We start from the raw sequence: 26167 nt of genomic DNA, 5'->3' as shown, positions 1-26167 counted from the left end.
AACTTAGTGGTTCTTAAGTTTAGCAGAGATCTTAATATAGGTAAGAGAAATAAAGAAGGTAATTAAACTGAAAAAGTAAATTAGATCTCTAGTATCAATTACTCCGCGACTCATACTTTTATAGTGATAATTAATACCTAGATATTCCAATCCATAGGTACTATCCTTAAATATTTGATAATTAGCCAACCCTTCAAAAAAGAAGAAAGTAAAAAAGCATAAGAACACTGCAATAATAAAAGCGGTGATCTGATTATTGGTTAATGCAGAAGAAAACAACCCTATAGTTATATAACTGGCAGCCAATAATAATAGACCTATGTAAGACCCAATGGTAGCACCAACATCCAAATTACCAATTGGATCTCCTAATTTATAGATTGTAAAAACATAAATAAAGGTTGGAATTAAGGCTAGAAGGGTGAGTGTAAAAGTTCCTAAAAATTTACCCAGAACAAGATCCCATTTTCCTATAGGCCTTGTAAGTAGAAGTTCCATAGTTCCCATTTTCCTTTCTTCAGCAAAGCTTTTCATAGTTATTGCCGGTATCAGAAAAATAAATATCCAAGGTGCCAGGTCAAAGAATGGACTTAGATCTGCAAATCCATAATCCAGTATGTTATAATTACCACCAAAAACAAATAAGAATAAACCATTAATTACTAGAAATATACCAATAACAAGGTATCCCGTAGACGAGGAAAAGAAGGATTGTATCTCTTTTTTAAAGATTGCTGTCAATTTCTATGCTTTAAATTATTCTAAACTCACCAATTTATCTACACTCCAGGCTTCAGGTTTCTGATTAAAGTGAATTTTGGTATTTGCCCAAATATCTTTGAAGAGCTCAGAATTTCTGTAATTTTCTAGAGCATCTTCATCGCTCCAATAACTATACGTAAAAAACTGATTGGTATTGTTTTTATCCCGATAAAGTTCTAGGAACAAGCATCCCTCAAAAGCTCTGATCTTAGCTTTCTGAATTTCAAAATCTGCTAAGAACGTTTCAATTTTAGCAGGATCAAATCCTAGTTTTACAATTCTTACAAACATTTTTAATCAAATTTTATGGTAATGGTATCGCGCAATTCCAATCCAAATAGGGTAGAGGCACTTCCTATAGTACTTGGATTGCTTTTGTAAATAGCAAGTTCTATATAACCTGCAGAGTTAAAAATAGCCAACTTCTTACCGTCTTCTTCTCGTTTTTCTTTGTCTAATTTAAAATTAATGGCATCGCTGTATGTTTCATGGATCTCTTGAAATTTTGCTGTTCTGGCAGTAATCCCAAAACTTCTGCCTTTACCTGTATTCTCAAATAATTTTCGAGAGATATTAGTTACTACATTTCCATAATTATCTATATATAATACATGCCCAATGATCTGATTTTTATCTGAATTTAAGTAGGGTTCTACTTCTTTTAGATACTTTAAATTTTCAATAGTCTTCCCAATTACTTCTAGGGTTCCACCACGAGCAATATGGCACGCAACCCTTACAAAAACATCAAGCACCGGAAAATTAGATTCTACCGTATTATGAATATTGATCTCTACGATCTTTTGTGGTTTTATTTCTGAAGCTATTAATGATAAAATACCATTATTAGCACAAATGAAGTAATGGTCATCTAGAAGAACTGCTAAATGCTTATTCTCTGGAGTTAGTTCTGAATCTATACCAATAATATGAATGCTTCCTTTTGGAAAACATTTATAGGCATTCTTTATAATGTATGAAGCTTCAGTAATATGAAATGGAGAAATAGAATGTGAAATGTCAACAATTCTAACATCGCTCATCTCAGAATATATAGTGCCTTTAACGGCTCCGGCAAAGTGATCTTTCTCTCCAAAATCAGTCGTTAAAGTAATGATAGCCATAGGCAATTGTTAATATTTTTTAAGAGGCTTAAAAGGTTATTTTGTGTAAGTTTGTATAGCAGGCTAAGATAAATTTTATATAACTAGAACCTGATAATTTTTAAACAAAAATCTATATTTTGTTTATTGCAAAATTAGAGTTTAATAGGGGTAAAGCAAATTTAAAATTCTAAATTAGAGCTAAAAATTAACCGATAATCTACGAGCTTTTGAACGAACTCATTATAGAACTTTCCGAAATTAGTCCAAGAGAATTTTTTGGACAACAAAATGAACACATAGAACTTCTAAAGAAATATTTTCCCAAACTCAAGATCGTTGCAAGAGGTAATAAGATCATGGTGTATGGTGATGAAGAATTATTGGAAGAATTTGATAAACGTTTCAACATGCTAATGGACCATTTTATAAAGTTCAATAAGCTAGATGAAAATGTGATAGAACGTGTATTAACAAGTACAGGTAAAGAAGAATATCCTTCTTCTAATAATAGTGCCGAAGTCCTAGTGCATGGGGTTGGAGGTAAACTTATAAAAGCTCAGACTGCCAATCAACGTAAGTTGGTAGACCTTATGGGTAAGAATGATATGGTTTTTGCTATTGGGCCTGCAGGAACAGGGAAAACCTACACTGGGGTAGCACTTGCTGTAAAAGCACTTAAAGAAAAGCAGGTTAAGAGAATAATTCTAACCAGACCGGCTGTAGAAGCAGGTGAGAATCTTGGTTTTCTTCCTGGAGATCTTAAAGAGAAATTAGATCCTTATATGCAGCCTCTATATGATGCTCTTAGAGATATGATTACTCATGAGAAATTAGAAATGTTCATTGAAAAAGGAGTAATACAAATTGCGCCTTTAGCATTTATGAGAGGGAGAACTTTAGATAATGCATTTGTTATTTTAGATGAAGCTCAAAATACCACGCATGCTCAAATGAAGATGTTCTTAACCAGAATGGGTAAAAGTGCTAAATTTATGATTACTGGTGATCCCGGGCAAATAGATCTTCCAAGAAGAACGGTATCGGGATTAAAAGAAGCATTATTAGTTCTAAAGGATGTAAAAGGAATAGGAATGGTTTATTTAGATGATAAAGATGTTATTCGTCATAAATTAGTGAAGAGTATCATTTCTGCGTATAAAGAAATTGAACACGCCGAGTAATTAAGTTTTTCTAATTTGTATAAACAAAAACATTTGATCTTAGGCTTTCAAAGCTAGAGTTAAGTATAAAGAAGTTATGAAGAATACCATTATAGATACAAATTTCAATTTTCCCGGACAAAGATCTGTATATAAAGGAAAGGTTCGTGAGGTTTATGGGCTAGAAAACGATCTGTTAGTAATGGTGGCTACAGATAGGCTTTCTGCTTTTGATGTTGTTATGCCCAAAGGGATTCCATATAAAGGTCAGATACTAAATCAGATCGCTACCAGAATGATGGAAGATACTAAAGATATAGTTCCTAACTGGTTGGAGGCAACTCCAGATCCTAATGTTGCTGTTGGTAAACGTTGCGAGCCATTTAAAGTTGAAATGGTTATTAGAGGATATCTTTCCGGCCATGCCGCGAGAGAATATAAAGCAGGAAAAAGAGTACTCTGTGGAGTTACAATGCCTGAAGGATTGAAAGAAAATGATAAATTTCCTTCGCCAATCATCACTCCGGCTACCAAGGCAGAAATGGGAGATCATGATGAGGATATTTCTAGAGAAGATATTCTTGCTAGAGAAATTGTTTCAAAAGAAGATTATGAAATTTTAGAAGAGTACACCCGTAAACTTTTTCAAAGAGGTTCAGAAATAGCAGCATCTCGAGACCTTATATTGGTAGATACAAAATATGAATTTGGTAAAACCAAAGACGGGCAGATCGTGCTAATAGACGAAATTCATACCCCAGATTCTTCTCGTTATTTTTATGCGGAAGGCTATCAGGAAAGACAGGACAAGGATGAAGATCAAAAGCAATTATCTAAAGAATTTGTTCGCCAGTGGTTAATAAGTCACGATTTTCAAGGTTTGGAAGGTCAAAAAGCGCCGGTAATGACAGATGAATATGTTACTTCCGTTTCTGAAAGATATATAGAGCTGTACGAAAAAATTACCGGGACTAATTTTAAGAAAGCAGATGTTTCTAATATTGAAGAGCGTATAGAAAAGAATGTACTTGCATTCTTAGAGTCACGATCTTAAAAAAATAGTTGGTAAATATAACTTCGAGGGAAGTCAGGAACCATTTGTCTTCAAAACAAAATTTTAGTTTTATTTATAATACTTAATATAATCTATATACAATTGGGCTGGAAAGATAGAATCATCTATTTCTCCGGCCCAATTTCCTCCTAGTGCTAGGTTAATGATCAGATAGAAAGGTTTTCTAAATACATTCTTTTTAAATGTTTGATTGGCTTGGGAAATATCAAATCGAAAATATTCTGTTTCATCTATATAGTAGGTAATCTCTTTTCTATCCCATTCAATAGCATAAACGTGAAAGGTGTCTTTAATATCTTCAACTAAAAGCACATCAGAACTAGATATTAGCTTTTCACTTTCTAATGGAAAATGTACCGCTCCATGTATTTCATTTGGAGATTTTCCAACATGTTCCATAATATCTATTTCACCACAGTAGGGATAGCCTTTTGAAAGATGATTAGCTCCCAACATCCAAATGGCGGGCCAGGTTCCACTCCCGTTAGGAAGTTTTGCGCGTACCTCAATTCTGCCGTATTTAAAATGTTGTTTATTAAGTGTATTGATTCTAGCTGAAGTATAACTGTTCTTCTCATTTCCTTTTAGGGCAGTGATAATAAGCTTGTCATCCTCAAGCCTTATATTTTCTGGGTTAGAAGTGTAAAGTTGTTCTTCATAGTTTTTACCGAACCCGGTTTCTATATTCCAAATAGCCGCGTTGAGGGTAGGAGCATCAAATTCTTCACTCCAGATAAGTTCATAATCTTGAGAAAAAGCCATAGTTGAGGTGAGAAAAAATAAAATATAAATTTTTAACATTGAAGTCATTTCTAGTATCGAGATGAAAGTAAAATAAATTTTAATAGGGTATTATGCCTTAACAACAATTTCAGATAATTGGGAATATAGTGAAAGTTATTAATTTGAAGTTTTGAGGATCAAAAAGCTTTCTATATTTTTAGAAGATGAAAGACATCCAAATAAAATCTTTTGCCGAATATAAAAAGGCATATCAGGAAAGTGTAGAAAATCCCGAAGCTTTTTGGGATAATATTGCAGATAAATTCTATTGGCAGAAAAAGTGGGATAAAACCTTAGAATGGGATTTTTCTAAACCTGAAATAAAATGGTTTCAGGGTGGAAAACTTAATATAACAGAAAATTGTCTTGATAGACATTTAAAGGAATTTGGAAATAAGACTGCAATTATCTGGGAACCGAATGATCCGGATGAAGAATCTAGATATATCTCATATCGTCAATTATTTGTAAAGGTCTCTCACTTTGCAAATGTTCTTAAGAATAATGGAATTAAGAAAGGGGATAGGGTTTGTATCTATATGCCTATGATACCAGAACTAGCCATAGCTATGCTGGCGTGTGCTAGAATTGGAGCCGTTCATTCTATTGTTTTTGCTGGATTTTCTAGTACGGCCATTGCCAATAGAATTAATGATGCTAATTGTAAGATGCTTATTACTGCAAACGAAGTTTACAGAGGTAAGAAACCTGTAGATCTTAAAGGTATTTGCGATGAAGCCTTAAAAACCACTCCATCTATAGAAACTGTAATTGTTTATAGAAGAACAGTGGAGCCGGTTGTGATGAAGGAAGGGCGAGACAAATTTTGGTTTGAAGAGTTGGAGAAGGTAGAGAAAGATTGCCGTGCAGAGGTTATGGATGCAGAAGATATGTTGTTTATACTTTATACTTCAGGATCTACTGGAAAACCAAAAGGAATGGTGCATACAACAGGTGGATATATGGTTGGTACCGCGTACACATTTAGTAATGTTTTTCAATATGATTCTGAGAAAGCTTCTAATGATGTGTATTGGTGTACTGCAGATATAGGCTGGATTACAGGTCATTCTTATATCATTTACGGGCCATTGGCAGCAGGAGCAACTACCGTTATGTTCGAAGGAATTCCAAGTTATCCAGATTATGGAAGATTCTGGGAGATCATTGAGAAATTAAAGGTGACACATTTTTATACAGCACCAACGGCCATTAGGGCATTAGCTAAGCAGTCTCAAAAATTTGTAGAAAAGCACGATCTATCTACATTGAAAGTTTTAGGTTCTGTTGGAGAACCAATAAATGAAGAGGCATGGCACTGGTATAATGACATGATTGGAAAAGGAAACTGTCCTATAGTAGACACATGGTGGCAAACCGAAACAGGTGGCATTATGATATCTCCTTTAGCGGGAATTACTCCAACAAGACCGGCATTCGCAACCCTGCCATTACCAGGTATTCAACCTGCTTTAATGGATGAGAATGGAATGGAAATGGAGAATATACACGAGAAGGCGGAAGGTAGATTAGCAATAAAATTCCCTTGGCCCTCTATTGCTAGAACTATTTATGGAGATCATCAAAGATATAAAGAGGTATATTTTTCTGCTTACAAGGATAAATACTTCACTGGAGACGGAGCTTACAGAGATGCTACCGGAAATTATAGGATTACAGGACGAGTAGATGACGTGGTAATTGTATCCGGACATAATCTAGGTACTGCTCCAATAGAGAATGCTATAAATGAACATCCAAAAGTTGCTGAGAGTGCGGTGGTTGGATTCCCACATGATATTAAAGGAAATGCGCTTTATGCTTACGTAATTCTTTATGATGGTGTAGAAACCTCAGATGAATTGAAAAATGAGATAAGAGCAGAAGTTTCCAAAATAATTGGACCTATTGCCAAACCAGATAAAATTCAATTTGTAGAAGCGCTTCCAAAAACCAGAAGTGGAAAGATCATGAGACGTATTTTAAGAAAGATAGCTTCCAACGATACTTCAAATCTTGGAGATACTTCTACGTTGCTAAATCCTGAAATAATCGATACTATTATTAAACAGTCTATCGTATAATGGTCTAATTATTGTTAAAGTAGATTTAAAATAACTTAAATATGAAAAAAATAATATTTACATTATTATTCACCGGATTAGCATTTACTGGATACTCTCAAGGAAATAATCCTTTTGATGCTTCCAATTCAAATACAAATCAAGTTACTACAAAACCTATGGTTGTAACAGACTACGAAGGTTCTCCTTATCTGGAAGATCAGTTTACTCCTGGTCTTATTGTAGAAGAAGGAAATAAAAGTCAGACGGTGTACATAAGGTATAACGTAGTAGATGATCAAGTAGAACTAAAAGTAGCACCTGCTCAAAAAGATATTTATCTACTTCCAAGACAACAGAAGTTCTCATATAAATTAAAAGACTATTCATATACGCTAAGTGCTTATAATGTTGAAGATCTTGGATTGGTTAAGGGATACGTAATGACTTACTATGCTTCAGATAAAATAGTATTTATAGGAAAGCCATTAGCACAAGTAATTCCCGGGCAAGCTGCTAAAACGGGATATGATAAAGCTAAACCGGCAACTATAGACATTGCTACAAATTTTTATATTGGAAAACCTAACGAGCAATTAAAAGAAGTTAGGATTAAGGAAAAAGATTTTGAAAAGATTCTGGGAGACAAAAAAGGCATGAAAGAATATTTTGATGATAATAAGATCAAAACTACAGATGATGTTATCAAAATGCTGAAATTCTACGACTCCAAAAACTAGGAATATCGTAATTATATAAAAAGGGAAGTAAGTCTTAAGCTTACTTCCCTTTTTCATTAAATTCAATTTCAAGATCTACGGGATTATATTATAAGTAAATATTTTTTTAAATTATTTCTCACACCTCAATCTCGTATCCCGCTATCATTTCTAGCATCACCTTCTCAGTTCCAGATAAGGTTCCGTAATTCTTAGAACTATTTTCTTTAACCTTTTTAAAGAAAGGTGCTATTGTACCATTTTCGTAGTTTTCTACAATATTTGGATGTACATAATAACTTCTGCAAACAGCTCTCGTATTTCCTAAACCTGTTGCTGCTGCATCAAAAGCAGTAATTATGTTCTTTTTATTAATCTTTTCATCTTCGGTATATCCTTCTTCATATAATGTTTCAAAAAAGATCTTCGATGCTGCCCAAGTTCTAAAATCTTTAGCTGAAAATTGATCTCCACTAATTTCATGGATATAATCATTGATCATACCTCTATCTATAGTTTGCTTTTGTCCATCTTCATCTAGAAATTTGAATAGTTCCCAACCCGGAATATCCTCACATTGATTAACAAGCTTAACTAGCTTCTTATTCTTTACAGTAATAGAATGTTCATTTCCCTTTTTTCCAACAAACTCAAATTTTAAATTATTCTTACTTGTTTTTACATGTCGGGTTCTAAGAGTAGAAAGTCCGTAGGTTTTATTGTTTTTAGCATAATAAGCATTTCCAATTCTAATATGAGTTTCTTCCATTAGTCTTATAACTAAAGCTAAAACTTTACGCTGACTCATATTGGGAAGGTCAAGATCTGTTTCAACCGTTTTTCTTAGTTTAGGTAGTACTTTTCCAAACTCGGTCATCTTATAGAATTTGGTCTGATTTCTAAGATTAGACCAGGTAGGATGATATAAGTATTGTTTTCTGTTCTTTTCGTCTCTACCAATAACCTGCAAATGCCCATTCTCTAAATGTGCAATTCTAACTTTCTCCCAAGCAGGTGGTATAACTAAGCTTTTTATACGTTCAATATGCTCATTGTCTGAAATCTTCTCTCCATTTCGTAAATAGGAAAACCCTCTACCACGTCTTTTTCTAATAATAGAAAGTTCTTGTTCAGATAAATATATGAGATTTGCTAAAGATGCAGCATCTTGAGGATTATCTTTTATAGTTTTAACAGCTTCAGCGTCGAGTGTCATTTTCTTTTTCTATAAAAATAATTAAGAAATGAATAGACGTATAATAAAGAAGTGTGAAAATTAAAAACGGTCTAAAAATATAACATATATTTTTAGACCGTTTAAAACTAATTCTGAAAATTGTTTAATTTCTTAGACCCTAGACAAAATTTAAAATGATAAGATTATTCAAAATAAGAGAACGTATCTCCGTCTTTAATATTTAGTAAACTTTCATAGATGAGTCTAATAACATTTTCAACATCATCTCTGTGAACCATCTCAACAGTGGTATGCATGTATCTAAGAGGTAATGAGATAAGAGCAGATGCTACGCCGCCATTGCTGTAGGCAAAAGCATCAGTATCTGTACCTGTTGCTCTAGAAGCTGCACTTCTCTGAAATGGGATCTCTTTTTTCTCTGCAGTATCTATTAATAGTTCTCTAAGTTTATTTTGTACCGCAGGTGCGTAAGTAATAACGGGACCTTCTCCAATTTTAGCGTATCCATTAGTTTTCTTCTCTATCATTGGAGTAGTGGTATCATGAGTTACATCTGTAACAATTGCCACATTTGGTTTGATGGTTTGCGTAATCATTTCTGCTCCACGTAAACCTATCTCTTCCTGAACCGAATTTGTAATGTAAAGTCCAAAAGGTAATTTTTTCTTATTCTCTTTAAGCAACCTTGCTACCTGAGCGATCATAAATCCACCCATACGATTGTCAAGTCCGCGGCAAACAAATTTCTTGTCATTTAGAATGAAAAATTCATCTGGATAGGTAATTACACAACCAACATGAACTCCCAAAGCAATTACTTCATCTTTAGAAGAACACCCAACATCTATGGTAATGTTATCTAATTGAGGTGCTTGTTCTTTTTCTTTACTTCTAGTATGAATAGCAGGCCATCCAAAAACACCTTTTACAATTCCATTCTTAGTATGAATATTTACACGTTTTGAAGGAGCTATTTGATGATCACTACCGCCGTTTCTAATAACATAGATCAATCCATCATCTGTTATATAATTTACATACCAAGAAATTTCGTCGGCATGCCCTTCAATAACGACTTTAAATTTAGCCTTCGGATTGATAACACCAACGGCTGTTCCATAAGTATCAGTTATAAATTCATCTACGTAAGGCTTTAAATAATCCATCCAGATCTTTTGTCCTTCCCATTCATAGCCCGTAGGAGATGCGTTATTCAAATATTTTTCTAAAAATTCTATCGATTTCTCATCGAGTAACTCGTCTTTCTTCATAGGATATTAATTTTCACGAATTTACTAAGAATAAAATGCATTGCAAATCCAATATTCGTAAATTTGGAATGGTTTTGGTTTAAAATATGTCTCACACTTAAATGTTATTGAAATTTGAGATACCTTATTCTATACATACTATTATTTTTTGCACTTGATCTATCTGCGCAAACTCCAGAAGTTGATACAGATACTATCGAGAAAGAATTCTTCGTGATTCTTGGAGATACTATTGTGCGAAACAAAATAGATCTGGATGAGGTGGTAATTTTAAGTAAGTTCAATTTCAAAACAGATCTGGAAAGAAGAAAGTATCTTATTTTGAGACGCAAGACTAGAAAAGTATACCCTTATGCTAAGTTAGCCTCAGAAAGATTGGTTTCATTAAACTCTAGACTGGGTGATATTAAATCCAAAAGAGATCAGAAGAAATACACCAAGATAGTCCAAAACTATATAGAGAAGCAATTTGCAGAAGATCTTAAAAAGCTTACCCATACAGAAGGTCAGATTTTAGTAAAACTCATACATAGGCAAACGGGGCATACTGCATTTGATCTTATAAAACATTTAAAGAGTGGGTGGCGAGCATTTTGGTATAACACCACCGCTAGTTTGTTTGAGATTTCTTTAAAAGAAGAATATCATCCGGAGAGTGATCAGGAAGACTATATGATAGAAGATATTCTTCAAAGATCATTTCGTGCTAAGATTTTAGAACCACAGCAAAGTGCATTGAAGTTTAAATATCTAGATCTTCGTAATAAATGGACATCTGCTTCCAATTAATTATACTATATAATATACCTTAATATAATATATCACATTTTTCAATCTTTATTTTTTTGTGCGTTACCCTTTCTTTGGTCGGGTCGGGCGCTGTGCTTGTAGTTATTAAAAGCCGAAAAGAGCTTTTACTAAGCTACCGCTTCGCTCCGTAACGCGGGTAGTTGAGATAGCTACAATTTCCAATTCGAACGAGAATTATAGGTTCTTGGCATTAGATCTGGAAACTGCGATAAAATAATCAGAAGTTTAACGTTCGAAGTTTCAAAGCGTTAAGGCTACGTTAAAGAAATATTAGAAAAAAGATAAAATAAAGCTTGGTTATAAGAAAGAAAGCGGTGTATATTTGCAGCCGCTTTAGGCGCCACTGGTTAAGTGATGTAAGAAGCTTTGTTCTTTGTATAGTGATGAGTACCCGGTTAAAAAGCCTTGTTATTTTTAAAGATTTAAAGAGGCTAAAAAAAACTTAAAATAAGTTTGCTGGTTAGAGAAAAAGAGTTGTACATTTGCATCCGCTTTGAGAATGACATGAAGGTGTTGTTTGAGGAGTGAGAAAGTTCTTTACTAGTGTGGGTTGCGACGGTTTTTACTTCCTAATAAGAGGTTAAAAAAAACTTCAAAAAACTTTAAAATAAAGTTTGGAAGTTAAAGAAAAAGCGTTGTATATTTGCAGCCGCTTACACAGCGGATACGATCACTACAAAATACTGAATTGAAATCCCGGGATAGGGTAGTAAAAAAAAGAAGGTTCAACTCCTTTAATTTCACAATGAGCTCTTCGTTAAGAGGAGATCAACTAAGTTCATTGATATATTGAATTGACAGCGCGTTTCAAATGTTGTTCGTAAGAACGGCAGAAGAAACCAAAAGAATACGAATCAAGACTAGAATAGAATTTTGAGCTGTTATTATCTTTTCGGAGATAGTAATAGAAGAAGACCTTGTAATTGTTATATTATTTAAAGATTAACGATGAAGAGTTTGATCCTGGCTCAGGATGAACGCTAGCGGCAGGCTTAACACATGCAAGTCGAGGGGTAACGGGGTGCTTGCACCGCCGACGACCGGCGCACGGGTGCGTAACGCGTATACAACCTACCTTATAGAGGGGAATAGCCCAGAGAAATTTGGATTAATGCCCCATAGTATTATCGATTAGCATTAATTGATGATTAAACATTTATGGCTATAAGATGGGTATGCGTTCTATTAGCTAGATGGTAAGGTAACGGCTTACCATGGCTACGATAGATAGGGGTCCTGAGAGGGAGATCCCCCACACTGGTACTGAGACACGGACCAGACTCCTACGGGAGGCAGCAGTGAGGAATATTGGACAATGGGCGAGAGCCTGATCCAGCCATGCCGCGTGCAGGAAGACGGCCCTATGGGTTGTAAACTGCTTTTATACAGGAAGAAACACTCCCTTGCGAGGGAGCTTGACGGTACTGTACGAATAAGGATCGGCTAACTCCGTGCCAGCAGCCGCGGTAATACGGAGGATCCAAGCGTTATCCGGAATCATTGGGTTTAAAGGGTCCGTAGGCGGGACAATCAGTCAGCGGTGAAAGTCTGTGGCTCAACCATAGAATTGCCATTGATACTGTTGTTCTTGAATACTTATGAAGTGGTTGGAATATGTAGTGTAGCGGTGAAATGCATAGATATTACATAGAACACCGATTGCGAAGGCAGATCACTAATAATTTATTGACGCTGATGGACGAAAGCGTGGGTAGCGAACAGGATTAGATACCCTGGTAGTCCACGCCGTAAACGATGGTTACTAGCTGTTCGGTCGCAAGACTGAGTGGCTAAGCGAAAGTGATAAGTAACCCACCTGGGGAGTACGTTCGCAAGAATGAAACTCAAAGGAATTGACGGGGGCCCGCACAAGCGGTGGAGCATGTGGTTTAATTCGATGATACGCGAGGAACCTTACCAGGGCTTAAATGTAGATTGACAGGGGTGGAAACACCTTTTCCTTCGGGCAATTTACAAGGTGCTGCATGGTTGTCGTCAGCTCGTGCCGTGAGGTGTCAGGTTAAGTCCTATAACGAGCGCAACCCCTGTTGTTAGTTGCCAGCGAGTCAAGTCGGGAACTCTAACAAGACTGCCAGTGCAAACTGTGAGGAAGGTGGGGATGACGTCAAATCATCACGGCCCTTACGTCCTGGGCCACACACGTGCTACAATGGTAGGGACAGAGAGCAGCCACTGCGCAAGCAGGAGCGAATCTATAAACCCTATCTCAGTTCGGATCGGAGTCTGCAACTCGACTCCGTGAAGCTGGAATCGCTAGTAATCGCATATCAGCCATGATGCGGTGAATACGTTCCCGGGCCTTGTACACACCGCCCGTCAAGCCATGGAAGCTGGAAGCACCTGAAGTCCGTCACCGTAAGGAGCGGCCTAGGGTGAAGCTGGTAACTGGGGCTAAGTCGTAACAAGGTAGCCGTACCGGAAGGTGCGGCTGGAACACCTCCTTTCTAGAGTATTGCTTATTAAAGAGCAATCGCAGTTACAAAGCAGATCTCTTAAGATTTTGTTTTTGTCTTGATTCCTGTCAATTTAATTATTAAAGAATAAAGGGAGACCTTGAGAAATGTCTCTTAAATTAGACAGTCTCATAGCTCAGCTGGTTAGAGCGCTACACTGATAATGTAGAGGTCGGCAGTTCGAGTCTGCCTGAGACTACTTTTTATAGCGAGAGTTATAAAAGATGTTCATTAAAATTATAGGAAATTTTAGAAGTTGAGAATTCTAATCATTTTAATTCTGAATTCATAGTTCTGAATTTCGAAAATGGGGGATTAGCTCAGCTGGCTAGAGCGCCTGCCTTGCACGCAGGAGGTCATCGGTTCGACTCCGATATTCTCCACTATTCCTAGATCTTTTAGGTATAGGTAATTCAAACAACCAGGATACACTAGTATACTTCGTTTGGTTATCATCGAAAAGAGGTCGTTTAAGGGAAAAACGTTCATTGACATATTGGGAAATAAAGAATACGAGAAACATTAGGTGCTTACAAGTTAATTGTAAGTGCAAAAGAATAAATAATAATCGTTGTTATTAGAACTGCTGCACGGCGTTTTAATAATAACAGAGTAAATTAGGTAAAAGCACATAAGCTAAATAAGGGCGTATGGGGAATGCCTAGGCTCTCAGAGGCGATGAAGGACGTGATAAGCTGCGAAAAGCTGCGGGGATTGGCACACACAAATTGATCCGCAGATATCCGAATGGGGCAACCCAGTACATTGAAGATGTATTATCCGCAAGGAGGCGAACCCGGGGAACTGAAACATCTAAGTACCCGGAGGAGAAGAAAACAATAGTGATTGCGCAAGTAGCGGCGAGCGAACGCGCATTAGCCCAAACCAATGAGTTTACGGACTTATTGGGGTTGTAGGACCACGATATTTGATGCGTAATGAATTAGAACACTTTGGAAAGAGTGACCATAGAGGGTGATAGTCCCGTATAGGTAAAGAGCGTTATTGATAGTGGTATCCTGAGTAGTGCGGGGCACGAGAAACCCTGTATGAATTTGGCGGGACCATCCGCTAAGGCTAAATACTCCTGAGAGACCGATAGTGAACCAGTACCGTGAGGGAAAGGTGAAAAGAACCGTGAATAACGGAGTGAAATAGATCCTGAAACCATACGCTTACAAGCGGTCGGAGCCTTTAGGGGTGACGGCGTGCCTTTTGCATAATGAGCCTACGAGTTACCGTTGCCAGCAAGGTTAAGCCTTTAAGAGGTGGAGCCGTAGCGAAAGCGAGTCTTAATAGGGCGCTGTAGTTGGTAGTGGTAGACGCGAAACCGTGTGATCTACCCTTGGGCAGGTTGAAGCTGTGGTAACACATAGTGGAGGACCGAACCCGTTGACGTTGAAAAGTCTTGGGATGACCTGAGGGTAGGGGTGAAAGGCCAATCAAACTCGGAAATAGCTCGTACTCCCCGAAATGCATTTAGGTGCAGCGATAATTTAGTTTTATAGAGGTAGAGCTACTGATTGGATGCGGGGGCTTCACCGCCTACCAATTCCTGACAAACTCCGAATGCTATAAAATGATTTTTATCAGTGAGGGCATGGGTGCTAAGGTCCATGTCCGAGAGGGAAAGAACCCAGACCATCAGCTAAGGTCCCCAAATGTATATTAAGTTGAAAAAACGCGGTTGAACTGCCCAGACAGCTAGGATGTTGGCTTGGAAGCAGCCATTCATTTAAAGAGTGCGTAACAGCTCACTAGTCGAGCGGTTCGGCATGGATAATAATCGGGCATAAATATACTACCGAAGCTATGGATTTACAGATTACTGTAAGTGGTAGGGGAGCATTCTAATAGGGTTGAAGGTGTACTGCGAGGTATGCTGGACTAATTAGAAAAGAAAATGTAGGCATAAGTAACGATAATGCGGGCGAGAAACCCGCACACCGAAAGACTAAGGTTTCCTCAGCTATGCTAATCAGCTGAGGGTTAGTCGGGACCTAACGCGACCCCGAATGGGTTAGTGGATGGACAACAGATTAATATTTCTGTACCTGCCCCACGTTAAACGTGACGGAGGCGAAAAGTTAGTGCGTACTGACGGAATAGTACGTTGAAGCCAGTGGTAACACGGCAATAGTACACAAAAGCTTCGGCCGGCGTGATAATCTAGCAAATCGACTTCCAAGAAAAGCAAGTGGTGGCAGCCCGTACCGTAAACCGACACAGGTAGTTGGGATGAGAATTCTAAGGTGCTCGAGAGATTCATGGTTAAGGAACTAGGCAAAATCGACCCGTAACTTCGGGAGAAGGGTCGCCCATCTTCGGATGGGCCGCAGTGAAGAGGTCCAGGCGACTGTTTATCAAAAACACAGGGCTCTGCTAAATCGAAAGATGACGTATAGGGCCTGACACCTGCCCGGTGCTGGAAGGTTAAGAGGAGATGTTAGCTTCGGCGACGCATTGAATTGAAGCCCCAGTAAACGGCGGCCGTAACTATAACGGTCCTAAGGTAGCGAAATTCCTTGTCGGGTAAGTTCCGACCTGCACGAATGGTGCAACGATCTGGACACTGTCTCAACCATGAGCTCGGTGAAATTGTAGTATCGGTGAAGATGCCGATTACCCGCTGTGGGACGAAAAGACCCCGTGCACCTTTACTATAGCTTAGTATTGACTTTGGACAAGTGATGTGTAGGATAGGTGGGAGACGTTGAAGCTGCATCGCTAGGTGTGGTGGAGTCATTGTTGAAATACCACCCTTTACTTGTTTGAAGCCTAACTTCCAATGGAAGGACAATGCTTGGTGGGTAGTTTGACTGGGGTGGTCGCCTCCAAAAGAGTAACGGAGGCTTCTAAAGGTTCCCTCAGCACGCTTGGTAACCGTGCGTAGAGTGCAATGGCATAAGGGAGCTTGACTGAGAGACATACAGGTCGATCAGGTACGAAAGTAGAGCATAGTGATCCGGTGGTTCCGCATGGAAGGGCCATCGCTCAAAGGATAAAAGGTACGCCGGGGATAACAGGCTGATCTCCCCCAAGAGCTCACATCGACGGGGGGGTTTGGCACCTCGATGTCGGCTCGTCACATCCTGGGGCTGGAGAAGGTCCCAAGGGTTGGGCTGTTCGCCCATTAAAGTGGCACGCGAGCTGGGTTCAGAACGTCGTGAGACAGTTCGGTCTCTATCTACAGTGGGCGTTAGAAATTTGAGTGGATCTGACTCTAGTACGAGAGGACCGAGTTGGACGAACCTCTGGTGCACCAGTTGTCACGCCAGTGGCATTGCTGGGTAGCTACGTTCGGAAGGGATAAGCGCTGAAAGCATATAAGCGCGAAACCCACCACAAGATGAGATTTCTTTAAAGGACCGTGGGAGACTACCACGTTGATAGGCCATAGGTGTAAAGGCAGTAATGTCATAGCCGAGTGGTACTAATAATCCGTAAAGCTTAGTGCAGTTCCCATCCTAGTAATAGGATGGGAGCGAAAAACCTATCTAATTGCATTGTTATTTATCTAATTTTCTTCTATTGTTTATTTCCTATATATGTTATGTTATTAGAAGTTAGTTATACACTTTGGAGTGTATCACTGCTTAAAGATTTAAGGTGGCTATTGCATCGGGGCTCACCTCTTCCCATTCCGAACAGAGAAGTTAAGCCCGTTAGCGCAGATGGTACTGCTGTATTGTGGGAGAGTATGTCGTCGCCTTGTTTTTGAAAACCCCTTCATCACCAGATGAAGGGGTTTTTTTATACCCTATACTCAAATAGGAACAACCCAGCGTTACACATAATAAAACCCCTTCCGGATAGCGATATCCCGGAAAAGGGTGTTGTTGTTTTATATACCCAATTCGCAACACTTCAGTTCCTATAAAAAATACACAACCCCATCTGGAGATTACCTCTGGATGGGGTGGTGTATTTTTTATATTAGAATTTTATGCTGACTCGGCCAGGGATTGTAGCAAGCTACCACGTATCGCGAAAAGCCCGGCGATAAACCATCAGGTTTAGCGGGACGCATCAATCAATAAATAATTTATAATTTTAAGTCACCTAAAAATAAATTGCAAGTGTTGTAAAGTGTGATATTATTTATTGATCTATATAGTCTTTATACTCTAAAAAGAACAGTTCTAAACTATTCATTCTATCTTCAAAAAACAGCATTACATTTTCCCAATCTTTGTGATTATGTATGTTCACACCTTGCAGTTCCACGTATATCCTAGAAACAATCTTTCCTTCCTCTAAAATATAGTTATCATCAAAAATTGCATCAGGTAAATGTTCTGATATTAAAATACTCTTTAACGCAACTATTCGCTCGAAGTAATAAGCTCTTATAAGTTCCTCATTTGCAGTTACGTCTAAAGATACTTGTGCTACCTTATTATTAAATGTGAACTTTAGCTGGAGATCCTTGATCTTGGTATTATATAAAATCCATTTTCTTTTATACGTCTTTCCAAAAGCAATCCAGAAAGCTTCCCTAACTCGTTTTGACTCTTCTCTGCTAAACATATTATAAAAGATAAGCGAGTAAGATTCCGATCACAATCACACCTAACTTAGAGGCATTGAATTTATGATTTTTGGATGTTTCAAAAAGGATGGTAGTAGAAACATGTAAGAAAATACCAATAACTAGTGCACTTATATATGTACTGTAGGTATTCAAAAATTCAAAATTAGATTGTATAAAACTTCCTAAAGGCGTCATTAATGCAAAAATCATCAAGAATAAGATCACCTTTGGCTTTCCAATTTTAGAATGTATAAGAAAGGTAGATAAAATCGCTGCTATAGGAATTTTATGGATTAGAACGCCATATAATAAATGTGAGGTATGATTAAGTGGAAAACCTTCTAATAAAGAATGTATACACAAACTAACCAACAAAACTATGGGAAATTGTCTATTATTCTCATCTAAATGTAAATGTCCGTGCTCTGCACCCTTGGAAAGAAACTCTAATAAAATTTGAAGCAATAATCCTAGCATAATGAAGATTCCAATATGAGCATTGTTGGTGCTATAGACTTCGGGTAGGAGTTCAAATACAGTGACAGACAGTAGATAAGCTCCACTAAAAGAAAGTAGTAATTTAAAACCTACAGAATTAGAGGGTTTTAAAAATCTTGATATAATGTATCCTAGGAGTACAGCAAGAATTAAAAGAATATAGATCATCAATAATTTTGATTGAATTTTTTAATAAAGAAATACTTAGTCGGATACTTACTTAAAATATTTCAATACTACCAATATTAACTATAAGACACCTTGGGTCTATTATTTTATCCTGTAAAATTAACGTATTTTTGCGGTTCTATAAATTTATGAAATGGGAAATAATTTTGAGATGGTGGCAAAAACTCTTTATGGGTTTGAACCAATATTAGCTAAAGAATTACGTGCGCTTGGAGCAATGGATATCGTTGAAGGTACTCGTAACGTAAAATTTAGTGGAGATATTGGATTTATGTACAAAGCTAATCTTTGCTTAAGAACTGCTATTAAGATCTTAAAACCTTTTAAAACCTTTAAAATTAGAACAGAGGATGATCTATACAGAGAGATCAAGAAGATAGCCTGGGAAGAATTTATGGATGTTAATGATACTTTAGCTATAGATGCAACGGTTCATTCAGAAAAGTTTACTCATTCTATGTATATAGCTCAAAAAACTAAGGATGCTATAGTTGATAGATTTAGAGAGAAATACGATGATAGACCTAATGTAGATCTAGATTTTCCAACCTTGCGGGTAAATATTCATATTGAAAATGAAACCTGTAATGTGGCTCTAGACAGCTCTGGCCAGTCTTTGCATAAGAGAGGATATAAAACAGCAACCAATATTGCACCTATTAATGAAGTGCTTGCTGCAGGTCTTTTGCTATTATCTGGTTGGGATGGACAGAGTGATTTTCTGGACCCGATGTGTGGTAGTGGAACGATACTTATTGAAGCAGCGATGATTGCTTGTAATATTCCCCCAAACTTAAATAGAAAAGAATTTGCTTTTGAAAAATGGAAAGATTGGGATGTAGATTTGTTTGAAAAAATTGAAGAATCTGTATTAAAGAAAGTTAGAGAATATCATTTTACCATGTTAGGATATGACACTGCTCCTTCTGCAGTGAATAAAGCTATAGATAATATAGAGAATGCTAATTTATCTGATTATATAAAGGTGAAGCAGCAAGATTTCTTTGCGAGCGTTAAACAAAATGACAGACACTTGCATATGGTTTTTAATCCTCCATATGGGGAACGCTTGAATATTGATATGCCTGCTTTCTATAAAGAAATAGGAGATACTTTAAAACAAAGTTATCCAGGAACAGAGTCGTGGTTTATTACTTCCAATTTAGAATCTATTAAGCATGTGGGATTGAGACCTTCAAGAAAGATCAAACTTTTTAATGGCTCTTTAGAATCTAAGCTTTTAAAATATGAGATCTATGAAGGAACGAAGAAACTTCATAAAATAAAAGATAGCCAAGATTAATTCTTGGCTTTTTTGTATAGTGGTATTAAATAGGAAATACTGTAATTATAACCAACACCAAAGAAACTATCATCATACGTTCTATTAAACCCAGGAATGGTAAGATTGTCAAAATCTCTAGGAGTTGTTTGAGTTATTCTTCGTTTAAGTTGAACGTTACCTCCTAAATATAGATTATTTAAAACTTCAACTTTTATACCTACCATTAATTCCAGCCAACTTGCATTTAAGCCTTTTGCCTCTATAGCCTCTGTATTTACATTAGGCGGAAAATATTGGGAATCTGTATAAATAACATATTCATCTAAGGTTTGTGAAAAGGTTGCAAAGCCATATCTAGCACCTACAATGATCATATTCTCCATTCCAGTCCAATTCTCATAAGCATTATAATCTGCCCCCAATTTAATATAACTCCCTTTAGCTGTAACAGCTAGAGTGCTACTTTCATAATTTAAAGTTTCATTACCAATTTCTGCGGCGAGATAGTAGTTCTTATAAACTCTATAATCTCCCATAAGTTCAAATCCGCTATAATCCTCTTCTGCGAAAGATCTTATGAGCTTACTTAGGTCTGTTCCTACTCTTAGACCATATTTTTCTTTGAACTTAAGAGAATCGGTTATCGTTTGAGATCTTACCGATGCTAATCCAGATAGAAAAAAGATGCTAATGGTAAATAGAAATATATGTAATTGTTTCATTGTCTATAATGCTGTCATTAACTGTAAAATCTTTGATCCAATTTTCTGAAGTATCACCCTCTGGTTTGCTTATTTGAACCTGAACATCTTCATATAAAATTCTATAGCCGCAAGCTCTACTTAAATATTGCTCATTTCTGGTATAGTTAAATCTTACCAAATCTGAATTTGGAGGATTTTGCTCACTTATTTCCCCATCGCTATCTGCAGCGTATTCAGTAAATAAATACTCTGTTGTAGAACTATTTGTATTTAAAGGAATTTCTATAGCAGAAGTTGTATTTCTTTTAATAAGAGTATCTGTCAAATCTTCTACGTTGATCGCTCTTACAGATAAATTGATCACAGATTTAGCAGCATTCGCATCATTTTCTATATCATAGAAATTCACTTTGATGAGGGGTGTAGTTATTGTAGATGCAGAACAAATGTCATCTTTTTGGCAACTTATGGTTAATAGCAGTATTGCTAAAGATCCAAATAGCACCCTCTTATAATTGAAACCTATCTTCTTTCTAAACATACTACGTTCTCTACATGAAAAGTTTGCGGAAACATGTCTACTGGCTGCACTCTTGTAACCTTATAATGCTCATCTAATAGCGCAAGATCTCTAGCCTGTGTGGCAGAATTACAACTTACATAGACAATTCTTTGAGGCAAGATACCAATAATTTGAGCAACAACATCTTTATGCATTCCATCTCTAGGAGGATCTGTAACAATTACATCTGGGTGCCCGTGTAGTTTAATGAATTCTGAAGTGAAAACTTTTCTCATATCTCCAGCAAAGAACTCTGTGTTTTCTATATTATTACGCTTCGCATTTTCTTTAGCATCTTCAATAGCAACAGGTACAGCTTCTATTCCAACCACTTTAGCAGCATTTTTTGCTATAAATTGAGCAATTGTTCCAGTACCGGTATAGAGGTCATATACCAATTCTTTCCCTGTGAGTCCTGCAAAATCTCTAGTTATCTTATAAAGTTCAAATGCTTGTTTTGAATTTGTTTGATAGAAAGACTTTGCATTGATCTTAAATTTGAGACCTTCCATTTCTTCAAAAATATGATCACGTCCTTTGTAACATATTACATCTTGATCATATATAGTATCATTACCCTTAGGATTTACTACATACTGTAATGATGTAATCTCAGGAAATTTATCGGCAAGATTATTTAGTAATAATTCTCGTTTTTCTTTTTCATCTGAAAAGAACTGTACTAACACCATAATCTCTCCTATAGAAGAAGTTCTTATCATTAACGTTCTTAAAAGTCCTCGTTGTTCTCTTGTATTAAAAAAAGATAGGTCGTTCTCTATTGCAAACTGCTTTACAAAGTTACGAATGCTGTTACTTGGGTCTGCTTGAAGGTGACATTTTTTTATATCTAAGATCTTATCCCACATTCCCGGAATATGAAAACCTAAAGCTTCTTTGTCATTAAAATCTTCATTGCTTCTTATTTCGTCTAAAGTTAACCAACGGCTATCGCTAAAAGAAAATTCCATTTTATTTCTATAGAAGTAAATATCCTTACTTCCTAAAATAGGAGTCATCTCTGGTAATTCAATCTTTCCTAGGCGCTTTAGATTATTTTCAACTTCTTGTTGCTTGTAAAATAATTGATGCTCATAACCCATAAATTGCCACTTGCATCCACCACAAGTACCAAAATGTTGGCAAACAGGTTCTACGCGTTTATCAGAAAGTTTATGGAATTCTATTGCAGTACCTTCGTAAAAAGCTTTTTTCTTTCTCGTGGTTTGAATGTCTGCAACATCTCCAGGAACGGCGTTGTTAATAAATATTACTTTACCGTCTGGCGCCTTTGCAATGCTTTTACCTTTAGCTCCGGCATCCAGAATTTCCAATTGTTCAAATACCTGATTTCTTTTCTTTCTTCCCATAGCGCAAAAATAGGATATTTGTAAAGATTTATTAATGCTGTCATTATAAATTTCAGTTTACATTTAGTAATTTGCGGGAGTTGTGTTTGGATGATTTCTCTCCTCCTAGATTTTCTTCATTGAAAAATAGGAAAGAAGGAATTTTAGAAAATAAATCATTAAATAATTCGACATGCGATTAGAAAAGATCAACTCTTCCGAAGAAGCGATACAAATGGAAGATAAACACGGAGCTCATAATTACCATCCACTACCTGTAGTACTTAGTAGAGGAGAAGGAGTATATGTGTGGGACGTAGAAGATAAGAAATATTATGACTTTCTTTCAGCATATTCAGCAGTAAATCAAGGTCATTGTCATCCTAAAATTGTAAAAGCAATGCATGATCAGGCTTCTAAACTAGCCTTGACTTCTAGAGCTTTTCATAATGATGTTTTAGGACCTTACGAAAAATATACTACCGAGTATTTCAAATTCGACAAAATGTTGCCGATGAATACCGGTGCAGAGGCTGTAGAAACTGCTATTAAAATTGCTAGAAAATGGGCTTATGAGCGCAAAGGTGTTCATGAGAAAGAAGCACAGATCATTGTTTGTGAAAATAACTTTCACGGAAGAACAACTACGGTGATCTCTTTTTCTAACGATGAAAATGCACGTAAGAATTTTGGACCTTACACTCCAGGTTTTATTAAGATAGCTTATAATGATATAGATGCATTAGAAACTGCTTTAAAGAGCAATGATAATATAGCCGGGTTTTTAGTGGAACCTATTCAAGGGGAAGCAGGAGTTTTTACTCCATCTGATGATTATATGAAGAAGGCCAAAGAATTATGTAAAGCTCATAATGTACTTTTTATTGCGGATGAGATTCAAACTGGAATTGCGAGAACCGGTGCGTTATTAGCAGTTTGTGGAAATTGCACGTGTCAAGGACATTGCGAAAGACAGGAAACCTATACAAGACCAGATCTATTGATTCTTGGGAAAGCCCTTTCTGGAGGTAATTATCCGGTTTCTGCAGTATTAGCAGATAATGCAGTGATGGATGTTATTCAGCCAGGACAACACGGTTCTACTTTTGGTGGTAACCCGGTTGCAGGAGCAGTGGCGGTTGCGGCGTTAGAAGTGGTGAAGGATGAGAATTTAGCTCAAAATGCTAGAAAGCTGGGTGATATTTTTAGAAAAGAAATGAATGATTATATAAAGACTAGTGACCTTGTTTCTCTTGTAAGAGGTAGAGGGTTATTAAATGCTATAGTTATTAATGATTCTGAAGATAGTTCTACTGCCTGGGATATTTGTGTTGCTTTAAAAGAAAATGGGCTTTTAGCAAAGCCAACTCACGGTAATATTATTAGATTTGCTCCACCGTTGGTAATGACGGAAGCAGAACTTAAAGATTGTGTTCAAATTATTATTAAGACGTTAAAAACGTTTGAGAAATAATAATTTTAGCATTAAGATCATTTATAAGGCTGCTCGTTTTACTCTCGGGCAGCTTTTTTATTTTTATATAATACCCTAATATTTTGGAGATAACCCCAGAGCTTATAAATTATCTTGAAGACTTTCTTACTCCCCGGAGAAAGGAACTATTTGAAAAAGTCATTAACCAAAGAACCAATCATTTTACGGTGGTTACAGAAGATGTCTATCAACTACATAATACCAGTGCGGTTATTAGAAGTTGTGATGTCTTTGGAGTTCAGAACATACATGTTATAGAAGAGCGAAATCTAAAAAAGATAGATCGTGAAATAGCTATGGGAGCTCAAAAATGGGTAAGTCTAAATAGGCATCATAGCAGTAAAGAATGTATCAAAGACTTACGGGAAAGTGGTTATCAAATTGTAGCTACTACGCCTCACGGAAACACTCAAAATATCCAAGATTTTGATGTAACAAAACCTTCTGCAATATTTTTTGGAACGGAGAGACATGGACTTTCACAAGAGATTATGGAGCAAGCAGATGCTTTTATTAAGATACCAATGCGCGGATTTACAGAAAGTTTAAATATTTCAGTTTCTGCAGCCATCATTCTTCAACACCTTACTCAGGAGCTTCGAAATAAAAATGTTTCATGGGAATTATCTGATGTTGAGAAAAACCTTGTAAAGTATGAATGGTTGCAAAAATCATTTAAAGATTTAGATAAAATCGTAGAAGATTTTAAGAATAAGTAATAATTATATAAAATTAAGTTCGTAATTTCCATCCATGACGTTATTTTTCTATACCCTAATTGCAATTATAACTTTTTTCGCATTCTTACATGCTTGGGCGAGCAAAGAATTTAATATTAGCCGCACCGTTGTTATAAACAGACCTAAAGATGAAGTCTTTAATTATGTAAGACAACTTAAAAATGAGCATACTTGGATGCCGTGGTTCGTTCAGGATTTTGAAGGTGTTTTAAAGTATAAAGGTGAGGATGGGAAGCTAGACGCGTTGCTCTACTGGAAAGGACACAAATTGTTTAAGGAAGGAACCCAAAAAATTATAAAGATTCATCAGGGAAAGATCATAGAAACAAGATTTCTTATTGTAAGTCCTATGAAAACAGTAGTTCTAGATTATAAAGGTCTTAAAGAAATGGATGAGAATAAAACTAAAATGGTTTGGGGCGTTAAAGGTGGTTTAGCTTTTCCATTTTCTGTGATTGCTCTTTTACATCCTATAGAAAAGGCTTATGGTAATGATTTAGAGGCAGGATTAAAGAATCTTAAGAATTTAATGGAAGTGAAGAACCAGTATAGAGAACCTTCTGTTTATAGGTAATTTAATCTCTCTTTAAAACTTTATACTCTTCATAACATCCACTTATTGCATCTAATATTTGCAGATCATTAGCACTTCTTATAAAATCTTTTGAATAGCTACATCTAGCTAAAATTTCATCAATATCTACTTCTCTAATTTGTAGCACAGCAGCAAGGGTTTGTCTGTCAAATTTTGTCTGTAGTAGATTGCGTATCTCATCATCGTCTTTCATTTTACGAAGCTTACGCATTTGTTTTGGCTTATTACCAAACATGTTATAGAGTGCATCAGCTGGATTAAAAATTGCACCTAAAGCTCTGCTGGCAGCACTTGGTGTATATTCCCCGCCTTCATAACCTGCATTAAGTCCGGATATACTATATCTGTAATTTTCGTAGATAGGAATATTCTTTACATCAATCTCTAAATAACCGGTAAGTTTAAGAGGAGAAACCACTACTTCTTCTAAGGCAATTCCAAGTTCTGTCATTTTCACTTTGACAGATCCATATTTTAACCAATCGTTAGTTACTCTTACTTGAATGGTTTTAAACCCTAGATATGAGAAAAATAAGGTGTCATTAACAGTAGCCTGAAGTTCAAAATCTCCTTCATTAGAAGAGGTTGTTCCTTTAACCTGATTGAGATTTACCACGTTTACATTTTCCAAAGGAAGGTCATTGGCGGCATTAAGAACTTTTCCTTTAACAATATCAGGATTTTGAGAAAACCCGGCAATACTAATTAAAAAAAGAATGGTGAAGGATAAAAATAATCTCATAAAATATAATTACAATGGGTGGAAAGTACATTAAATATTATACCAAAACCACC

The 26167-nt window shown here is 36.4% G+C and carries 21 protein-coding genes, 2 tRNA genes and 3 rRNA genes; 14 read left to right on the top strand and 12 right to left on the bottom strand.

Annotated elements, in window-relative coordinates:
* Positions 1-3: 3 nt before the first annotated feature.
* Genes gldF through BLT84_RS14400 form a run of 3 tightly spaced genes read right to left on the bottom strand, consistent with a single transcriptional unit; the run spans position 4 to position 1886 of the window.
* A complete protein-coding gene (gene gldF / locus BLT84_RS14410) occupies positions 4-741 on the bottom strand; it encodes a gliding motility-associated ABC transporter permease subunit GldF (protein ID WP_091267129.1) in 738 nt (245 codons plus the stop codon).
* Between the two features lie 15 nt (positions 742-756).
* Positions 757-1053 carry a putative quinol monooxygenase gene (locus BLT84_RS14405; protein ID WP_091267126.1) on the bottom strand — a complete coding sequence of 99 codons (297 nt, stop codon included), beginning with the start codon at positions 1051-1053 and terminating at the stop codon, positions 757-759.
* Between the two features lie 2 nt (positions 1054-1055).
* On the bottom strand, positions 1056-1886 hold the full coding sequence (locus tag BLT84_RS14400; protein ID WP_034888290.1) for an S-adenosyl-l-methionine hydroxide adenosyltransferase family protein: 831 nt from the start codon (positions 1884-1886) through the stop codon (positions 1056-1058).
* Positions 1887-2095: 209 nt separating this feature from the next.
* Between BLT84_RS14400 and BLT84_RS14395 the strand changes: the two genes are divergently transcribed.
* Complete coding sequence (locus BLT84_RS14395; protein WP_091267123.1) at positions 2096-3049, top strand: PhoH family protein; 954 nt, start codon at positions 2096-2098, stop codon at positions 3047-3049.
* Positions 3050-3125: 76 nt separating this feature from the next.
* Positions 3126-4082 carry a phosphoribosylaminoimidazolesuccinocarboxamide synthase gene (locus BLT84_RS14390; RefSeq protein WP_091267120.1) on the top strand — a complete coding sequence of 319 codons (957 nt, stop codon included), beginning with the start codon at positions 3126-3128 and terminating at the stop codon, positions 4080-4082.
* Between the two features lie 69 nt (positions 4083-4151).
* Here the strand turns inward: BLT84_RS14390 and BLT84_RS14385 are convergent, their stop codons facing one another.
* On the bottom strand, positions 4152-4865 hold the full coding sequence (locus BLT84_RS14385) for a family 16 glycosylhydrolase (RefSeq protein WP_231929340.1): 714 nt from the start codon (positions 4863-4865) through the stop codon (positions 4152-4154).
* Positions 4866-5050: 185 nt separating this feature from the next.
* Here BLT84_RS14385 and acs point away from each other — a divergent pair, with 185 nt between their 5' ends.
* Both acs and BLT84_RS14375 read left to right on the top strand, forming a co-directional pair.
* Complete coding sequence (gene acs / locus BLT84_RS14380) at positions 5051-6970, top strand: acetate--CoA ligase (RefSeq protein WP_091267114.1); 1920 nt, start codon at positions 5051-5053, stop codon at positions 6968-6970.
* 41 nt (positions 6971-7011) lie between these two features.
* Positions 7012-7689 carry a hypothetical protein gene (locus BLT84_RS14375; protein ID WP_091267110.1) on the top strand — a complete coding sequence of 226 codons (678 nt, stop codon included), beginning with the start codon at positions 7012-7014 and terminating at the stop codon, positions 7687-7689.
* Between the two features lie 118 nt (positions 7690-7807).
* Here BLT84_RS14375 and BLT84_RS14370 read toward each other — a convergent pair whose 3' ends face one another.
* Positions 7808-8884 carry a DNA topoisomerase IB gene (locus tag BLT84_RS14370; RefSeq protein ID WP_091267107.1) on the bottom strand — a complete coding sequence of 359 codons (1077 nt, stop codon included), beginning with the start codon at positions 8882-8884 and terminating at the stop codon, positions 7808-7810.
* A 164-nt stretch (positions 8885-9048) separates the two neighbouring features.
* Positions 9049-10137 (bottom strand): M42 family metallopeptidase, encoded by a 1089-nt coding sequence (locus BLT84_RS14365; RefSeq protein WP_091267103.1) that lies wholly within the window; start codon positions 10135-10137, stop codon positions 9049-9051.
* A gap of 114 nt (positions 10138-10251) precedes the next feature.
* Here BLT84_RS14365 and BLT84_RS14360 point away from each other — a divergent pair, with 114 nt between their 5' ends.
* From BLT84_RS14360 to rrf, 6 genes are all read left to right on the top strand, one after another.
* Positions 10252-10926, top strand: coding sequence for a DUF4294 domain-containing protein (locus BLT84_RS14360; protein WP_034888301.1), 675 nt, complete (start codon positions 10252-10254; stop codon positions 10924-10926).
* A gap of 966 nt (positions 10927-11892) precedes the next feature.
* Positions 11893-13412 (top strand): 16S ribosomal RNA (locus BLT84_RS14355).
* 134 nt (positions 13413-13546) lie between these two features.
* Positions 13547-13620: transfer RNA gene (locus BLT84_RS14350), tRNA-Ile, on the top strand.
* 110 nt (positions 13621-13730) lie between these two features.
* Positions 13731-13804, top strand: a tRNA-Ala gene (locus BLT84_RS14345).
* Between the two features lie 245 nt (positions 13805-14049).
* Positions 14050-16879 (top strand): 23S ribosomal RNA (locus BLT84_RS14340).
* A gap of 147 nt (positions 16880-17026) precedes the next feature.
* Positions 17027-17136 (top strand): 5S ribosomal RNA (rrf, locus tag BLT84_RS14335).
* The 16S, 23S and 5S rRNA genes sit together here with 2 tRNA genes alongside, the layout of an rRNA operon.
* Positions 17137-17522: 386 nt before the next feature.
* Here the strand turns inward: rrf and BLT84_RS14330 are convergent.
* Positions 17523-17951 carry a DUF4268 domain-containing protein gene (locus tag BLT84_RS14330; protein WP_091267100.1) on the bottom strand — a complete coding sequence of 143 codons (429 nt, stop codon included), beginning with the start codon at positions 17949-17951 and terminating at the stop codon, positions 17523-17525.
* A 1-nt stretch (position 17952) separates the two neighbouring features.
* Positions 17953-18621 carry a ZIP family metal transporter gene (locus BLT84_RS14325; RefSeq protein WP_091267097.1) on the bottom strand — a complete coding sequence of 223 codons (669 nt, stop codon included), beginning with the start codon at positions 18619-18621 and terminating at the stop codon, positions 17953-17955.
* 154 nt (positions 18622-18775) lie between these two features.
* On the opposite strand from BLT84_RS14325, the gene BLT84_RS14320 reads away from it, so the two are divergent.
* Entirely contained in the window at positions 18776-19945 is a 1170-nt protein-coding gene (locus BLT84_RS14320; protein WP_091267094.1) for a class I SAM-dependent RNA methyltransferase, read from the top strand.
* Here BLT84_RS14320 and BLT84_RS14315 read toward each other — a convergent pair.
* The 3 genes from BLT84_RS14315 to rlmD are packed head-to-tail and all read right to left on the bottom strand — an operon-like array spanning position 19942 to position 22563.
* Positions 19942-20649 carry a DUF6048 family protein gene (locus BLT84_RS14315; RefSeq protein ID WP_091267090.1) on the bottom strand — a complete coding sequence of 236 codons (708 nt, stop codon included), beginning with the start codon at positions 20647-20649 and terminating at the stop codon, positions 19942-19944. The genes BLT84_RS14320 and BLT84_RS14315 overlap by 4 nt on opposite strands.
* Positions 20615-21172 (bottom strand): DUF6452 family protein, encoded by a 558-nt coding sequence (locus tag BLT84_RS14310; RefSeq protein ID WP_091267087.1) that lies wholly within the window; start codon positions 21170-21172, stop codon positions 20615-20617. Before BLT84_RS14310 ends, BLT84_RS14315 begins: the two co-directional genes overlap by 35 nt.
* Positions 21154-22563 carry a 23S rRNA (uracil(1939)-C(5))-methyltransferase RlmD gene (gene rlmD, locus BLT84_RS14305; RefSeq protein ID WP_091267083.1) on the bottom strand — a complete coding sequence of 470 codons (1410 nt, stop codon included), beginning with the start codon at positions 22561-22563 and terminating at the stop codon, positions 21154-21156. Before rlmD ends, BLT84_RS14310 begins: the two co-directional genes overlap by 19 nt.
* 172 nt (positions 22564-22735) lie before the next feature.
* Between rlmD and rocD the strand changes: the two genes are divergently transcribed.
* The 3 genes from rocD (at position 22736) to BLT84_RS14290 (ending at position 25351) form a co-directional block, all read left to right on the top strand.
* A complete protein-coding gene (rocD, locus tag BLT84_RS14300; protein ID WP_034895093.1) occupies positions 22736-24016 on the top strand; it encodes an ornithine--oxo-acid transaminase in 1281 nt (426 codons plus the stop codon).
* An 83-nt stretch (positions 24017-24099) separates the two neighbouring features.
* The gene (locus tag BLT84_RS14295) at positions 24100-24756 is read left to right on the top strand and encodes a TrmH family RNA methyltransferase (RefSeq protein WP_081891381.1); all 657 of its coding nucleotides are present in this window, start codon (positions 24100-24102) and stop codon (positions 24754-24756) included.
* 34 nt (positions 24757-24790) lie between these two features.
* Positions 24791-25351 carry an SRPBCC family protein gene (locus tag BLT84_RS14290; protein ID WP_091267079.1) on the top strand — a complete coding sequence of 187 codons (561 nt, stop codon included), beginning with the start codon at positions 24791-24793 and terminating at the stop codon, positions 25349-25351.
* A gap of 1 nt (position 25352) precedes the next feature.
* Here the strand turns inward: BLT84_RS14290 and BLT84_RS14285 are convergent, their stop codons facing one another.
* Positions 25353-26114 carry a carboxypeptidase-like regulatory domain-containing protein gene (locus BLT84_RS14285; RefSeq protein WP_091267075.1) on the bottom strand — a complete coding sequence of 254 codons (762 nt, stop codon included), beginning with the start codon at positions 26112-26114 and terminating at the stop codon, positions 25353-25355.
* Positions 26115-26167 lie beyond the last annotated feature (53 nt).

Origin of the sequence: Gillisia sp. Hel1_33_143, assembly GCF_900104765.1 — a bacterium.
Lineage (GTDB): Bacteria > Bacteroidota > Bacteroidia > Flavobacteriales > Flavobacteriaceae > Gillisia.
This window is presented reverse-complemented; position numbering and strand designations above follow the sequence as displayed.